The sequence below is a fragment of the Brevibacterium sp. RIT 803 genome, from assembly GCF_016892625.1.
In the GTDB taxonomy this organism is placed as follows: domain Bacteria; phylum Actinomycetota; class Actinomycetes; order Actinomycetales; family Brevibacteriaceae; genus Brevibacterium.
Map to the genome: position 1 here is coordinate 349,035 of NZ_JAFEMW010000004.1, position 15,893 is coordinate 364,927.

At 64.7% G+C, this 15,893-nt stretch carries 12 protein-coding genes and 1 tRNA gene; 2 read left to right on the forward strand and 11 right to left on the reverse strand.

Annotated features, from left to right (window positions below; genetic code table 11):
• Nucleotides 1–35 precede the first annotated feature (35 nt).
• On the forward strand, nucleotides 36–503 hold the full coding sequence (gene bcp, locus JTF07_RS14740) for a thioredoxin-dependent thiol peroxidase (protein WP_204234973.1): 468 nt from the start codon (nucleotides 36–38) through the stop codon (nucleotides 501–503).
• Nucleotides 504–580: 77 nt separating this feature from the next.
• On the opposite strand, the gene JTF07_RS14745 is transcribed toward bcp, so the two are convergent.
• From JTF07_RS14745 to JTF07_RS14765, 5 genes are all read right to left on the reverse strand, one after another.
• A complete protein-coding gene (locus JTF07_RS14745; RefSeq protein WP_204234974.1) occupies nucleotides 581–1,570 on the reverse strand; it encodes a putative endonuclease domain-containing protein in 990 nt (329 codons plus the stop codon).
• Between the two features lie 184 nt (nucleotides 1,571–1,754).
• Entirely contained in the window at nucleotides 1,755–3,134 is a 1,380-nt protein-coding gene (allB, locus tag JTF07_RS14750; RefSeq protein ID WP_204234975.1) for an allantoinase AllB, read from the reverse strand.
• A gap of 223 nt (nucleotides 3,135–3,357) precedes the next feature.
• The gene (gene gcl, locus JTF07_RS14755; protein WP_204234976.1) at nucleotides 3,358–5,154 is read right to left on the reverse strand and encodes a glyoxylate carboligase; all 1,797 of its coding nucleotides are present in this window, start codon (nucleotides 5,152–5,154) and stop codon (nucleotides 3,358–3,360) included.
• 116 nt (nucleotides 5,155–5,270) lie between these two features.
• Complete coding sequence (locus JTF07_RS14760; protein ID WP_204234977.1) at nucleotides 5,271–6,152, reverse strand: 2-hydroxy-3-oxopropionate reductase; 882 nt, start codon at nucleotides 6,150–6,152, stop codon at nucleotides 5,271–5,273.
• Nucleotides 6,153–6,196: 44 nt separating this feature from the next.
• On the reverse strand, nucleotides 6,197–7,009 hold the full coding sequence (locus JTF07_RS14765) for a hydroxypyruvate isomerase family protein (protein WP_204234978.1): 813 nt from the start codon (nucleotides 7,007–7,009) through the stop codon (nucleotides 6,197–6,199).
• A 399-nt stretch (nucleotides 7,010–7,408) separates the two neighbouring features.
• On the opposite strand from JTF07_RS14765, the gene JTF07_RS14770 reads away from it, so the two are divergent.
• Nucleotides 7,409–7,645, forward strand: a complete 237-nt coding sequence (locus JTF07_RS14770) for a hypothetical protein (RefSeq protein ID WP_204234979.1) — start codon at nucleotides 7,409–7,411, stop codon at nucleotides 7,643–7,645.
• Nucleotides 7,646–7,670: 25 nt separating this feature from the next.
• Here JTF07_RS14770 and guaD read toward each other — a convergent pair whose 3' ends face one another.
• The 6 genes from guaD to JTF07_RS14800 all read right to left on the reverse strand — a co-directional run bounded on the left by guaD (nucleotide 7,671) and on the right by JTF07_RS14800 (nucleotide 15,884).
• Nucleotides 7,671–8,957 (reverse strand): guanine deaminase, encoded by a 1,287-nt coding sequence (gene guaD / locus JTF07_RS14775; RefSeq protein WP_204234980.1) that lies wholly within the window; start codon nucleotides 8,955–8,957, stop codon nucleotides 7,671–7,673.
• Nucleotides 8,958–8,998: 41 nt separating this feature from the next.
• A complete protein-coding gene (gene xdhC / locus JTF07_RS14780; RefSeq protein WP_353843982.1) occupies nucleotides 8,999–9,787 on the reverse strand; it encodes a xanthine dehydrogenase accessory protein XdhC in 789 nt (262 codons plus the stop codon).
• Nucleotides 9,784–12,201 (reverse strand): xanthine dehydrogenase molybdopterin binding subunit, encoded by a 2,418-nt coding sequence (gene xdhB / locus JTF07_RS14785; protein ID WP_204234981.1) that lies wholly within the window; start codon nucleotides 12,199–12,201, stop codon nucleotides 9,784–9,786. Before xdhB ends, xdhC begins: the two co-directional genes overlap by 4 nt.
• Complete coding sequence (locus JTF07_RS14790; protein WP_204234982.1) at nucleotides 12,198–13,676, reverse strand: xanthine dehydrogenase small subunit; 1,479 nt, start codon at nucleotides 13,674–13,676, stop codon at nucleotides 12,198–12,200. Before JTF07_RS14790 ends, xdhB begins: the two co-directional genes overlap by 4 nt.
• 229 nt (nucleotides 13,677–13,905) lie before the next feature.
• Nucleotides 13,906–15,381, reverse strand: a complete 1,476-nt coding sequence (locus JTF07_RS14795) for an NCS2 family permease (RefSeq protein ID WP_204234983.1) — start codon at nucleotides 15,379–15,381, stop codon at nucleotides 13,906–13,908.
• A 415-nt stretch (nucleotides 15,382–15,796) separates the two neighbouring features.
• A tRNA-Ser gene (locus JTF07_RS14800) sits at nucleotides 15,797–15,884 on the reverse strand.
• Nucleotides 15,885–15,893: the final 9 nt, after the last annotated feature.

Below are 15,893 nucleotides of genomic sequence, written 5' to 3' on the forward strand. Positions count from 1 at the left end.
GACACCAGCAGTCACCCACGAAAGGACTCACCACCATGAGCACACAGCTCGAAGTCGGACAGACCGCACCGGACTTCTCCCTGGCCGATGCCAGCGGAAAGACCTACTCGAAGGCGGACTTCGCCGGACAGAAGGTCATCCTCTACTTCTACCCGAAGGCTGCGACGCCTGGCTGCACCACCGAGGCCTGCGACTTCCGCGACAACCTCTCATCACTGGCCGCTGCCGGGTTTCAGGTGCTCGGAGTCTCCCCCGATGACGCCGAGGCGCTGCAGGCGTTCACCGACGACCAGAACCTGACCTTCCCACTGCTCTCGGATCCGGGTGCGGAGCTGGCGAAGGCGTACGGCTCGTTCGGTGAGAAGACGGTGGGCGGCAACACCTTCGACGGCACCCTGCGCTCAACCTTCGTCATCGCCGAAGACGGAACTCTCTCCGACGTCGAATACAACGTCGACGCCGAAGGCCACGTCGCCCGCCTCCGCGAGAAGCTCGGCGCCTGAACTTCAGATCTCCCTCAACCTCCCCGACGTCACTAATACCGCGCGGCGCCGCGAGCCTTTAGTGACGTCGGGGAGGTTCAGCGTGCAACAACTCGTTCCGACACGATCCGCTTGATGTCCTCGAAGGGCGTCGCGAGGAAGAGCTGCTTCCACGTCAGATGGACGACCCTGTATCCGAGTGCGGCCAATTGCGCATCACGAACCTTTTCATCCTCAAGCGCCTTCCGAGGAGTTCTGGGACCCATGGAGTACTTCGCGAGGCCGTCGACTTCGATGATCACCTTCGCCCCACGGTGACAGAAATCGACCCGGGCGAATACACGACCGTCCCGGTCCTTGAACTCCACCTGCGGATCAAATCCACCGATGCCATGTTCGAAGAATCGTGCGGCGGCGACTGACTCTGCCGGTGACTCGCGCCGCGCATCCGATAGATCCAGCGCACACCGCGCCCTCCTCTGAGCACGCGCTGCGTCGCGTTCCGCAAACGCTGTATGAATCTCTTCCATCGATGTCAGTCCCCGGCGCAGAGCATGATCGATCATCGCCACCGCCGTTGCCAGCTCATAGGTCAGCGCGACGTCGACAATCGTCCGCTCAAGTGTGGTCACCCTGTAGATGCCGATCGTCATGACGCTCCCGGGCGTCAGAGGGGTGTTTCGGACTCGAAGATGACGATGCTTACGCGAAGCACCGCACCTGATGACCTCCACCCGCCGTTCGGCCACGACGACAATCGGAAGCCCGTGAATGAGAGCGGCTGAGAGGTGCGAGAATACTTCGCGTCGCCGCTTCGACCGGCCTGATGACTCTTCCTCGTTGACCTTCTCTGCCCGAGCGCGCACTAGAGCCTTGAGATACTGCTCAGCGTCTCTGCGGTCATCGAAGAGCTCGAATTCCTGGGCGTGCCCCTCACGCACGGCAGCCCAGATGCCCTCATGCTCGACTTTCTCGCATGTTCGCTCGACCGCATAGCGACCCCGAGCGACTCGGCGGACACAGCACCGCTCAGCGCGCGCCAGCTCGCGTTTGGTGAATCCAGAACGCAACAGTCGCGCCGTTGTCATGATCGAATACATACTGCAGATAATGACAACAAACAGCACCATTCGCCACACCAGCGTAGAAAATGTGGATAAACCTGTGGATGACTCTGGCAGCGAATCCACTAAACCTCCCCGACGTCACTAATGACTCGCGGCGCCGGGCGCAGATAGTGACGTCGGGGAGGTTGAGGGAGGGAGACGGGTCTCAGCGGGCGCGGAGGAGGCGACCCTGGGGCTCGTCGAAGTCCACGGGTGCGCCGCGGAGGATCGTCTGCTTGACGGCGCCGCGGACGGCACGCGTGTCGTAGGCGCTGATCTGGTTGCGGTGGTAGAGCTCTGTGGCGTGAACGGTCCACTCTTCATCGGGGGCGAAGACTGCGAAGTCCGCGTCGTTGCCGAGTGCGATAGCACCCTTGTTCTTCACTCCGGCCACGGATGCGGGGGCACTGGACATCCAGGTCACCACCTCGGCGAGGTCGATTCCGCGCTCTGCAGCCTCGGTCCACACGAGCGAGAGGCCCAGCTGCAGGGAGGAGATTCCGCCCCAGGCCGCGCCGAAGTCACCGGTGTCGAGGAGTTTGAGCTCGGCCGTCGAGGGCGAGTGGTCGGAGACGATGCAGTCGATCGTGCCGTCGAGGAGCCCCTGCCACAGCGCTTCGCGGTTGGATTCCTCGCGGATGGGCGGGCAGCACTTATGCGTCGTCGCGCCGTCCGGGATCTCCTCGGCGGAGAAGACGAGGTAGTGGGGGCAGGTCTCGACCGTGAGCTTGACACCCTCGGCCTTGGCCTCCGCAATCTGAGGCAGTGCGTCGGCCGATGACAGGTGCAGGATGTGGGCGCGGGCGCCGGTCTCGCGGGCGGCGTCGATGACGCGGGCGATCGCGACGTTCTCGGCCTCACGCGGGCGGGAGGCGAGGAAGTCGCTGAATTTGCGCCCCGAGTTCTTCGGGGCCTCGGCCATGACCGAGTGGTCCTCTGCGTGGACGATGAGCAGGCCGTCGTACTTCGCGAGTTCCGCCAGGTCGGCGCGCAGCTCTTCGGGCTCCAGCGGTGGGAACTCATCGACCCCTGAGTCTTCGAGGAAGCACTTGAAACCGTAGACCCCGGCGTCGAAGAGAGGCTTGAGGTCACCGGTATTGCCGGGGATCGCTCCGCCCCAGAAGCCCACGTCGATGAATGCCTTGGACGCCGCGACCTCGCGCTTGATGTCGAGTGATTCGACGTTGACCGTCGGCGGCAGGGAGTTCAGCGGCATGTCGACGATCGTCGTCACGCCCCCGGCGGCTGCCGCGCGGGTGGCGCTGGCGAAGCCTTCCCATTCGCTGCGGCCGGGGTCATTGACGTGCACGTGCGAATCGACGAGGCCTGGCAGCAGCACCTGTGAAGCGTCGAGCTCGACGACCTGTGCATTCGCCGAGGCGGTCCCGCTGAGTGCAGCTCCCCTGGTGGCGATCTCGACGATTGCGCCCTCACGCACACCGACCTCGGCGGCGCTGACGCCCTCGGGCAGAACGGCCCGCTGCGCCCTGATGACCAGGTCAAAAGCTTGATCGGTGACCTGTGTACCGGCGTCATCGACGTTCATGCATCCTCCTCATTCACCCAACCGGGACGGCCGGGTCAGTTCACCCGGCCATGCCAGCCGGGGCCATTGTCCTCGGCATCTGCGCCGAGCATGTCATACAAGTCCCCGAGGGGTCGGAATCGCGCATCCGACTCCCTCGGGGTCATGGTATACCAATTGTGACTTGGCCGACATCGGCCCTCCGACGACGAGCGCCGACACCCGGCCTCCGTCGACCGGCAGCCTACTTCGCCGCGGCCAGTTCGCCCATCGGCGTCAGCGCCGTAGGCGCATCAGCCGGAGTCTGGGCGAGGACGTCGAACTCATTGATGCTGTCCAGTGCCGCCCCCATCGAGATGTTCGTGACGCGCTCGAGGATGACCTCGACGACAACGGGCACCTGGTGCTCGTCCATGAGCTCCTTGGCCACCCGCAGGCCCTCGCCGATGAGCTCAGGATCCTCGACACGCAGCGCCTTGCACCCCAGTCCCTGTGCGACGGCCACATGGTCGACGCCGTAGCTCGCGGCCTCTCCCGACGAGTTGATGTTGTCGAAGGCCAACGACACCTGGTAGTCCATGTCGAAGCCGCGCTGCGACTGTCGGATGAGCCCCAGGTAGGAGTTGTTCACGACGACGTGCAGATAGGGGATCTTGTGCTGCGCACCGACGGCCAGCTCCTCGATCATGAACTGGAAGTCGTAGTCACCGGAGAGCGCAACAACCGTCTCCTCCGGCTTGGCCTTCGCCACCCCCAGCGCAGCCGGTCCGGTCCAGCCCAAGGGCCCGGCCTGACCTGCATTGATCCAGTGGCGCGGCTTGTAGACGTGGAGCATCTGCGCACCGGCGATCTGGCTCAGGCCGATCGTCGACACATAGGTCACGTCCTCGTCGAAGGCGGAGTTCATCTCCTGGTAGACACGCTGCGGTTTGATCGGCATATCGGTGTAGTTGGTCTTGCGATGCTCGGTCGACTTGCGCGCCGTGCACTCGCGGGCCCAGCCGGTGAAGTCAGGCAGGCCCGCCGCCTCAGCCCGACCGCGCGCCGCGGACAGCAGAGCGTCGAGCGCGGCACCGGCATCGGAGACGACACCGTAGTCGGGTGAGAACACACGCCCGATCTGCGTGGGCTCGATGTCGATATGGACGAATTTCCGACCGTTGCGGTAGACCCCGAGGTCCCCGGTGTGACGGTTGGCCCAGCGATTGCCGATGCCGATGACCAGATCGGATTCCAGGAATGAGGCGTTGCCGTAGCGCACGTGGGTCTGGATGCCGACCATGCCCGCCTGCAGCGGGTGGTCGTCCGGGATCGCACCCCATCCCATCAGCGTCGGGGAGACCGGGATCGAGGTCGCCTCGGCGAATTCGACGAGTCTGTCCGCGGCATCGGCGTTGAGGATTCCGCCGCCGGCGATGATGAGTGGGTGCGATGCGGCGGCGATGAGATCGAGGACCTTCTCCGCCTGCGCCGAGGTGGCCGCAGGCTTCGATGGAACCAACGGCTCGTAGGTGTCGATGTCGAAGTCGATCTCGGTCTGCTGGACGTCGATCGGCAGGTCGATGAGGACCGGGCCGGGCCGAGCCGAGCGCATGAGCTGGAAGGCCGACTGGAAGACGCCGGGGACCTGTCCAGCCTCGAGCACGGTCGTGGCCATCTTGGTCACGGGCTTCGCGATCGAGGCGATGTCCACGGCCTGGAAGTCCTCCTTGTCCAGGACCGCGACGGGAGCCTGTCCGGTGATGCACAGGATGGGCTGCGAGTCCGCGGCTGCGGCGTAGAGGCCGGTGATCATGTCGGTCCCGGCAGGCCCCGAGGTGCCGAGGCAGATGCCGATGTTCCCCGCCGCCGCCCGCGTGTACCCGTCGGCCATGTGTGAGGCCCCTTCGACGTGGCGGGCCAGCGTATGGCGGATTCCGCCGTGGGCCTTCATCGCTGAGTACAGCGGGTTGATGGCCGCGCCCGGCAGGCCGAATGTCTGGGTGGCGCCTTCCTTTTCGAGGATGAGCACCACCGCGTCAACTGCGCGCATACGTGTCATTGTTCTTCCTTCGCTCAAGCGGCCCACGTTCGAGCGGACCGGGTTCAGCGGCCCACAATGGGCCGAGTTCAGTGAGCCGGCGACGACGCTGTCGCCGGCTCGGTTCGTGGTGGTGTCTACTTCTTCCCTGAGAGCTGCTCGACGACAGTGAACAGGCCCGAGTGGTCGAGTCCCCCATTGCCCTGCTGGACGGTCGAGGCGACGAGCTGCGCGACGGCCGATCCGAGTGGGATCGCGACGCCGACCTCACGGGCTGCGGCGGTGACGATGCCCATGTCCTTGTGGTGCAGCGCCAGTCGGAACCCGGGGTCGAAGGAGCGGTCGAGCATCTTCTGCCCCTTCTGCTCGAGGACCTTTGATCCGGCCAATCCCCCGCCGAGGACCTGCAGCGCCGAGGTGGTCTCGACCCCGTAGGCCTCGAGGAAGACGACAGCCTCGGCGAGGAGTTCGATGTTTCCGGCGACGATGAGCTGGTTCGCAGCCTTCACCGTCTGGCCCGAGCCCGAGGGTCCAACGAGGACGATGGTCTTGCCGACCGCGTCGAAGACATCGGCTACTGCATCGAAGTCAGCCTGAGCGCCGCCGACCATGATCGACAGTGCGCCGTTGATCGCTCCCGCCTCGCCACCGGAGACCGGTGCATCGAGAGGCTTGAGGCCCTTCGCCGCTGCCTGAGAGGAGAGGCTCTTGGCGACATCGGGACGGATGGTCGAGTTGTCGATCCAGTACGCGCCGGCCTCGGCGTGGGCGAGGATTCCGTCCTCGCCAGTCAACACGTCTTCGACGTCTGGGGAATCCGGGACCATGGTGATGATGACATCGGCACCGTCGACCGCCTCGGCGATGGTGCCTGCGGCCTGGCCGCCGGCTTTCGCGAGTTCGGCGGCCTTCTCAGGTGAGCGGTTGTACCCGCGGACGGTGAAGCCGGCGCTGACGAGATTCTTGGCCATCGGCAGGCCCATGATTCCGAGTCCGATGAATGCGATTGTCTTGCTCATGTTCGTGTCCTATCTGGTGCGGAGAGCTGGAGGTGGAGGCAGATTCAGTTCGCGAGCCATTCGAATGCGGTGGCGCGGTCCTGCTTGTATTCGAGGGCGATGGAGCCGGTGTAGCCGAGTTCGTAGGAGCGGTTGATCCAGTCCTGCAAGGGCAGCTCACCCGTCCCTGGTGCTCCGCGGCCGGCAGCATCGGCGATCTGGATGTGTCCGAACTTCGCGGCGTCGGCTTCGATGACCGCGGCCACGTCGTCGCCGTTGATCGACATGTGAAAGAAGTCGGCGAGGACGGCGATGTTGGCAACGCCCTGAGCACGGACTCGCTGGACCACCTCGGCGGCATCTGAGGCGCGCTTGAGCGGGTAGTCATCGGCTCCGGAGACGGGTTCGACAAGGACGGTTCCCTCGATGGCGGCCACGGCGTCGGCCGCAAGCTTGAGGTTCTCGAGTCCGATCTCGTCCTGCTCCTCGGGCGTCTGGCCTTCGGTGCGCAGACCGTAGAGGGCGTTGAAGGCTCGGCAGCCTGTACGGCGGCCGATCTCGACGACGATATCGACGTTGGCCGCGAAGTCGGCTTCTGCGCCCTTGATCGAGACCATGCCCCGGTCGCCGGCGGCCATGTTCCCGGCCCAGAAGTTCAGCCCCTTGAGTTCGACTCCGGCCTTGTCGAGTGAGGCGATGAACTCGTCAACCTCCGCCGAGGTGGGCCTCGGGCTGCCGTCGAAGGGCCACCAGAACTCGACCTGGCTGAAACCGGCGTCCTTAGCGGCCTGGGCCCGCTCCATCACGGGCAGTTCGGTGAGCAGGGTGGAGCAGTTGAGGATGTAGCTGTCGGCATTGGTGAAATCGAATGTCGTCATGGGGTTCTCCTTCGCGTCGCTGCGAGTGCGGATTCATTTTTTTCCGTATTGCGGAAACTCATTTCCGTTTGATGAAATCAAGCATAGGCAGGCAATTGAGATGGAGTCAACCCTCCTGCAGAAATCTTCGGAACCGGCACGCCACTCGACACTTGCTCCGAATGCCGAAATCAGCTGCCCGAATCAGCTATTTGACGTCATGGAAATGGAGGCACACCGTCGTGCACATCACAATTTATGGACGAGTGAATCCACGATACGAAAGAGCAAAGAGGCCGACTCCGAATCAGCTTCGTCGTCGCTCCGTTCTTCGCGGGGAGCATCCGCTTCCTCCCACCTGTGATCCCAGGGCTGCTGCCCTTCGGCGCCGCCGGTCTGCGCGCTGACATGGCCTCATAGGTGCAGGCGATCGTCCACTCGGGAATCTCCTCGGCCGCGCTCATGGCGGTGCCGCGGTTCTTCCTGTTCAACGAGCTGCGCTTCGGAAACTCGACCGCCCCTTCCGTCGACGCCGCGAAACCGGCACGCTTCCTCACACCCTCGAAACTCAAGGACCTGCGCGAGGGCGATCAGTCCATCAACGGAGTCTTCGTCGACACCGCCGAGGTGAAGCGGCTCGCGCACTGCCGTTCCTGACGAAGGCTCGTCCCCTGAGGGCGGCTCAGCCCTTGACGAGCTCCCCATCGACCCACACCTGGGCGATGTCGGCAGGGGTGCCCATGGCGAAGATCTTCGCCAAGGCGTCGTCATCGCTGCTGGCGTGCTCCAGCCCCACGGCCAGAGGCTCGCCAGCGCTCGGCTGGATGTAGGCGGCGTCGAAGCGCTTGCCCACGGACAGGTCCCCGACCTGATCTGACAGCTCCAGGGCCTCGGCGCCGGCGGCCGTTGCCAGGTGCAGAAGGTGTGCCGAACTCAGCGGCAGTCCGCCAGACGGGTCCAACTGCTGCATGAAATAGGCTTGGACGCCCTCCTTGAGGAGGGAGAATCCCGTCCCCGCTCCCACATCGGAGCCGAGTGCCACACGCACCCCGGCCTCGATGTGTCGGCGCAGTGGGAAGAAGCCGCTGGCCAGATTCGAGTTCGACGTCGGACAGTGCGCCGAGGCGGCCCCCACTTCTGCCATCCGCGCCAGTTCGCGATCGCTCGGGTGGACGTTGTGGGCCAGGACCGTCTGCCTCCCCAGCAGTCCTGCCCGATCATAGGTATCGAGGTAGTCGAGTGCCTCCGGGAACATCTCGGCGACACCGGCGATCTCGTCGCGGTTCTCATTGAGGTGAGAAGTCACCCAGATGCCCGGGTTGTCCGCGACCAGTTGGCCGCCGGCGGCCAACAGCTCCTGACCGGCAGAGAACGAGAAGCGCGGGGTCACCGCATACCGGAGATGGCCCTTCCCATGCCAGCGATCGATGAGGTCCTGGCTCTCGGACGCGGACCTCTCCACGCTCGTCAGCAGCGGTTCTGGGAGCATCTTGTCACTGGTGACCAGTCCCGATGTGATCCGCAGACCCACCTCGGCGGCCTGGGTGAAGAAGGAGTCCATCGCGGTGGCGAAGTGCGAACCGAAGACCATCGCCGAGGTGGTCCCCGCCGAGGTCAGCCCGGTGAGGAACTCGCCGGCCACGACTGCCGCATAGGCCTCGTCACCGAGCTTGGCCTCTTCGGGCAGGGCACAGTGGTCGAGCCACTCGAGCAGCGGCTTGCCGAGGTAGCCGATGGCGCGGACCTGCGGGTAGTGGACGTGGGTGTCGATGAGGCCGGGGATGAGGACACCGGCACGGAGGTCGACCACCTCGGCGTCGGGATGGTCCGCGGCCGCACTCGCATAATCGGTGCGGGCGATGATCAGTCCGTCATCGACGACGAGAGCGACGTCCGAGTCGGAGCGCAGGGTGCCCCCGGCGAAGGGGCTGGTCGGTGTGTCGAAGACACGGGCGCGGCAGATGAACATGGTGGTGCTCCTTGCAGGTGAAGAATGATGAGGTCAGTGGTTCAGACCATGCGGCTCAGCAGGTCGGCGGCGACGCTGAGAGCGATCGTCGCCGGCTGCTTGCCGGGCAGGTCAGGCAGGCCGATGGGGCAGTCGATGGTGTCGACGACCTCGGGTGCATGGCCTTCGGCGATGAGGTTCTTCCGAAACCGCTGCCATTTGGCGCTCGAGCCGATGAGCCCGATGGAGCCGAGGTCACCGCGGGCCAGCGCCGCATCGCAGAGGTGAAGATCCTCGGCGTGGTCGTGGGTCATGATGAGTACATGGGTGCCCGGGGGCAGCCCGAGGAGCACCTCTTCGCCGATGACGGCGAACTCGCGATGAACCTGGGCGACAGGCGGCTCCAATCGGTCGAGCGCTTCGAGGTGCTCGGGACGGGAATCGCTGACGTGGACGTCGATGTCGTGGCGGGCCAGGATGCGGGTCAATTCGAGTCCGATGTTGCCGATCCCGAAGATCGCCACCGAGGCGGGAACGGGCAGCGATTCGAGCAGAACGCTGACCTCTCCCCCGCAGCATTGGCGTCCGTATCTGGCAGGTGCCTTGTCGTTGAGCCGCAGCGTGAGCATCTCGGGTTCGGAGTCCGACCCGGATGCGAGGATCTCGCGGGCGCGGGTGACGGCCGTCATCTCCAGATTGCCGCCGCCGATGGTCCCATGCAGGTCATCGGCAGTGACGATCAGCTTCGCTCCGGCCTCACGTGGGGCGTGCCCGCGAACCGAGGCGAGAGTGACGAGGACGGCCGGCACCCGAGTCTTCCGAAGCTCGGCCGCTGTGTCCATCCACGTCATGATGGGACACTGAGGCCTTCCGCTGCCGTCGCGGCAGCAGCATCCCCCGATGCAGCCGCGTCGCCGATGACAGGTGGGCGCACCGATTCGATGGCCCAGAACACGGCTTCGGGTGTTGCCGGCGACGCCAGCTCAACCGATGGACCGTGCACGCCGAAGGTCTCCGAACCGAACGCGGCCACGGCTGCCCGCAGGGCCTCCCGGACCGAGAAGGCGAGCATGAGCGGAGGTTCGCCCACAGCTTTGGAACCGTAGACGGCGCCCTCTTCGTGCGCCTTGTCCAGCAGCGAGACGTTGAAGACCTCCGGGGCCTCGGAGAAGCTAGGGATCTTGTACGTGCTCGCAGCCTGGGTCGCCAGGCGCCCGCGGCTGGGCTTGTCTGATTCGTCCCACCGTAGGTCTTCCAGGGTCAGCCATCCGGCACCCTGGACGAATCCGCCCTCGATCTGGCCGAGGTCGATCAGCGGTGAGAGCGAATCGCCGACGTCATGGACGATGTCGACCCGACGCAATCTGTAGGAGCCGTCGAAGCGGTTGACCTCGACCTCGCTCGCCGCCACTCCGTAGGCGAAGTATTTGAAGGGCTCGCCGGTCATGATCGACAGGTCCCAGTGCAGTCCCTCAGTCCGGTAGAACCCTGAGGCCGAGAGCTGGATCCGCTGGAAGTAGGCGGCGTTGATGAGCTCTTCCCAGGTGATGGTCTTCTTCGATGACAGCGCGCTGACGATGCCGCGGGTGACGCTGACTTCGTGCGCGGGCGCCCCGAGGATTCCGGCGGCCACCTGTGTCAGACGGCCCAGAATCTGTTCGCAGGCGTCTTTGACCGCACCGCCGTTGAGGTCGGTGCCGGAGCTCGCCGCCGTCGCCGAGGTGTTGGGGACCTTATCTGTGCGCGTGGGCGCAAGCCGCACCGTGGACAGAGGCACACCCAACGTCGTAGCCGCGACCTGCAGCATCTTCATGTGCAGGCCCTGGCCCATCTCTGTGCCGCCGTGGGTGACGAGGACGGAACCGTCCTTGTACACGAGCACGAGGGCCCCGCCCTGGTTGAAGGCCGTGAGATTGAACGAAATCCCGAACTTCACCGGGGTCAGCGCGAGTCCGCGTTTGACGTTCTCGCTGCCCGCGTTGAACCGGTCGATCTCAGCTTCCCTGGCCTCCACCTCGGCAGTGGACACGACCTGGTCCCAGGCCGCCTCCATCCTCTCGGGGTGACGCACAGGCTGGTAGTACGGGGTGTCCTGACCGGCGGTGTAGAAGTTGCGGCGGCGCAGCTCACGGGCGGACAGGCCCAGCTTCGGAGCGACCCGGCCGAGGATGTCCTCCATCACCAGCATGCCCTGGGGTCCGCCGAACCCGCGGAAGGCGGTCTGCGAGGTCTTGTTGCATTTCGCAATGCGCCCGGCCACGCGGATGTTGGGCACCCAGTAGGCGTTGTCGATGTGGCACATGGCCCTGGTGAGCACGGGCTCGGACAGGTCGAGACTCCACCCGCCGTCAGCGGTCAGCGTGGCGTCGAGGGCGAGGATCTTGCCCTCGGCGGTGAATCCGATCTTCCAGGACGAGTGGAATCCGTGGCGCTTGCCTGTCATGGTGATGTCGAGAGTGCGGTTGAGCCGCAGACGCACGGGGCGCCCGGTGAGCTTCGCGCCGAGGGCCGCAAGAGCCGCGTACCCATGGGGCTGCATCTCCTTGCCGCCGAAGCCTCCACCCATTCGCAGGCACTGCACGGTCACCTCGTGGGCGGGAACCCCGAGGACATGGGAGACGATGTCCTGCGTTTCGGTGGGATGCTGGGTCGAGCACTGGACGAAGACCTGTCCGCTCTCGTCGACGTGGGCCAGCGAGGCCTGGGTCTCGAGGTAGAAGTGCTCCTGACCGGCGAACTCGAATTCGCCCTCGAACACGTGAGCGGCATCGGCGAAGGCTCCGGTGGCGTCGCCCTTGTCGATGACGGGCTGGATGCCGTGGAAGCTCTCCGCCTCGATCGCTTCACGCACGGTGACGAGTGAGGGCAGCGTTTCGTATTCGACGACAACGGACGCGGCTCCGGCTTTCGCGGCTTCGAGATTATCACCCAGGACCCAGGCGATGGGCTGGCCGTAGAACATCACCTCGTCGACGGGCAGCATCGGCTCGTCGTGTTTGACGCCCTGGTCGTTGACGCCGGGGATGTCTGCCGCGGTGATCACGCGGACGACTCCGGGCACCTGATAGGCGGGCTCGATGTCGACCTTGCGAAGTTTCGCGTGCGCTTGAGTGGACTGCACCGGGAAGGCGTGGAGGACTCCTGCGAGGCGTCCCACGAGGTCATCGGTGTAGAGGGCCGCTCCGGTGACGTGTCCGAAGGCGCTTTCGTGGTGGTGGGACTCACCGACGATGGGGTCGGTGGGACGCTGTGAGAGGTGGCTCATCGTCCTGCCTCCTGTTCGGCATAGAAGCGTTCCAAGGAGGACCGCAGCATCGCGGTCCGATATTTCGCACTCGCCCTGTGGTCGTCCATCGGGGTGCCTTCGGCGGCCAAAGTCTCTGCCGCACCGTGGATGGTTTCCAGAGTCCAGGGTGAGCCTTCGAGCTGGGCTTCGGTAGCTGTGGCGCGCAGCGGGGTGGCTGCGACTCCCCCGAGTCCCAGTCTGGCTTTGGTCACGATCCCGTCATCGACGGTGACCGCGTAGCCGATGGCGACCGAGGAGATGTCGTCGAAGCGGCGCTTCGCGATCTTCTGGAATGAGGTCATGGGTGCCAGCGGCAGCGGGATGCGGATGGCGGTGATGAGTTCACCGGCCTCGCGCACGGTCTGCCGGTAGCCGGTGAAGTACTCGGCCAGCTCCACGACCCGAGACCCCATCGCCGAGGTGAGCACGAGCTGCGCATCCAAGGCGAGAAGTGCCGGCGGGGTGTCGCCGATGGGTGAGCCCGTGCCGAGGTTGCCTCCGATGGTGGCCGCGTTGCGGATGAGGCGGGAGGCGAACTGCGGGATCAGTTTGCCCAGCAGCGGGATCGAGCCGGCGAGTTCGCGTTCGAGTTCGCTCAAGGTGTGGGCGGCACCGAGTTCGATGTATTCGGGAGTGCGGCGGATGCCGCGCAGCTCAGGCAGACGGTCGATGGCGAGCATCGACTTCGCCCGTGCTCCCTTGATGTTGACCTCGACTCCCCAGTCGGTGGCACCGGCGACGACGAGAACCTCGGGTTCGCTGGCGAGGATGTCGAGCGCCTCGGCGAGGGTCGAGGGGCGACGGAAGCGTCCGGTCTCGCCTGTTGCTGTGTCCGGGCGGTAGATGTCGGTGCTCGCCGAGGCGGGTGCCGGCTTCTCGGTGCGCGCGGCGATCGTGTCGCCGGGTTCGGGCTGGCCGAGGGCGTAGGCGGCGTCGCGGATGGGGCGGTAGCCAGTGCAGCGGCAGAGGTTGCCGGACAGGGAGTGGATGTCGAAGCCGTTGGGGCCGCAGTGGTGGTCGGCGTCTGCGGTGGCCTCTGCAGCATCGTCGGCGCGTTCGGGCCGGTAGTATTCGGCGGCCATGGAGCAGATGAAGCCGGGGGTGCAGTATCCGCATTGGGATCCGCCGCGCACAGCCATCTCTTCCTGGACGGGGTGGACGGACTCATCATCGGCGAGGCCTTCGGCCGTGATGACTTCCTGGCCATCGAGTGCCGCAGCTGGCAGCAGGCACGAGTTGATCGATGTCCAGCGGGTTGATCCATCGGCATCGGGGCGGGCGACCATGATCGCGCAGGCCCCACATTCGCCTTCGGCGCAGCCTTCTTTGGCTGCGGTGAGACCGACTCCGCGGAGGAAGTCGAGAGCATTTGTATGTGGTGGCCCGTCGAATTCGTGAACGTCTGAGTTCACGCAAACCTGGGCGGTGGAACGTTGAGTTGCCGGAGCAGACATCGCACTTACCTCCTGCGCCTCGTCTATGCGGCGCACAGTGCATGGTTAGAACATTTGCTTCGTTCTTCGAAACTTCTGGTTATCCATGCGAACAGCAGCGAAGAACGTGGTGTCGAGTTGACGAGGTGGCCCGGTTGGCTGGGCGGCCCGTCAGTGCAGCGACTGACAGGGCTTCAGTCGCCGTGTGCGATCTGGCCCTTTCCCCACGCAAGATGTCCCAACATTTCGTTCATCCTCCCAAGATAGCCGAAATCGGTCCGCGAACGAAGTACAGCACGAATCCGGCGGAGACGACCCAGAGAAGCCAGTGCACGTCGCGGCCGCGCTTGCTCATCGCGTGGATGAGTGCCCAGGAGATGAATCCGACGCCGATTCCGTTGGCGATCGAATAGGTCAGCGGCATGGTGACCATGGTCAGGAACACCGGCAGCGAAGTCCTGAAGTCACTCATGTCGATCTCGCGGATCTGCGTGACCATCATGGCGCCGACGACGACGAGGGCGGCGGCTCCGGCTTCCATCGGGATGACGCCGATGAGCGGTGCGAAGAACATCGACACCAGGAACAGCACGCCCGTGATGCAGGCGGCAAGTCCCGTTCGAGCACCTTCGGCGATGCCGGCTGCCGCGTCGACGAACACAGTGTTCGATGAGGCGGAGGCTCCACCACCGGCGACGGCGCCGATGCCTTCGACGATGAACGCACCGCGGATGCGGGGGAACATTCCGTCCTTCGTCTGCAGACCGGCACTGCGGGCCAGACCGGTCATCGTGCCCATGGCGTCGAAGAAGTTCGTGAACACCAGGGTGAAGACGAGCATTGTGGCCGCAAGGACACCGATGCGCTCGAAGGCTCCGAACAGGTCGAAGGCTCCGACGAGGGAGAAGTCGGGCAATGCGACGACCTGGGCAGGGATCTCAGGCGCGGCGAGGTTCCAGCCCTTCGGATCCGGACTGACCGGGTCGCCCACGGTGCCCAGCTTCGCAAATGCCTGGATGATCATGGCCAGGATCGTGGCCACGATGATGCCGATGAGGATTCCGCCCGGAACGTTGCGTGCGACGAGGATGCCGATGAGGATCAGCGCCACGACGAACACCAGAGTCGGCAACGATGCGATCGACCCGTCCTGTCCCAGTTGGACGGGAGGTCCTGCCGGGGTGCGGGTGACGAAGCCGGAGTTGACGAAGCCGATGAACGCGATGAACAAGCCGATGCCGACCGTGATCGCCACCTTCAGCGCGTGGGGCACAGCATTGAAGATCGCGGTCCGGATGCCGGTGGCTCCGAGGACGACGATGATGACACCGTTGATGACCACGAGCCCCATGGCTTCGACCCAGGTGACTTCCTGGACCACGGAGACCGCCAGGAAGCTGTTCATGCCCAGCCCCGCGGCGAGCGCGAAGGGGAGCTTCGCGACGACGCCGAAGAGGATCGTGATGACGCCGGCGACGAGGCCGGTGACAGCGGTCAGTTGGGCGAAGTCGAGTGAGTTGCCGGCGACATCCTGTGATCCGCCCAAGATGAGCGGGTTGAGGACGACGATGTAGGCCATCGCCACGAAGGCGACGATGCCTCCGCGGATCTCTTGTCTGATCGAGGACCCACGTGATGTGATTTCGAAGAATCTGTCGAGCAGACCGGGACTCCCGCTGCTGTTGTCAGCGGTCTTCGTGTCCCGCTGTTGGTCGTTGTCAGCCATTTTCATGGACCACCTCAAGTTGTTCGATTTGATCAGTCACCGACATCATCGTCAGCGACCATGCGCCTTGAACATGCGCAGAGAAACAGACACAGCTTCCACAACAGAAATTTCTTTTCGCATCATGGAAAGACACTTCCGTTCCGACTGACCAGTTAAGTCTGTTTTGCATAATGTGTCAACGATCACAATCTGATCGCGGCACCTGACCGGGGACAGCTCACGCGTTTCAACCACACGCAATCATCGCAAACGTCGTGGTCGATTCCGTCATCGGGGTGGTTGTCCGCGGCCCTCGGAGGCGGGGTCCGCATTCGGTACCGAGGGGTGAATGACGATCACCAGTCGCCTCCGCGCACAAAAATGCCTGAGTCGCGACACCGTTTGCAAACGATATCGCGACTCAGGCAAAACGCGGTGGCGGTGGGATTTGAACCCACGGTAGGGGGTTACCCTACACAACATTTCGAGTGTTGCACCTTCGGCCGCTCGGACACGCCACCGCGGACAAC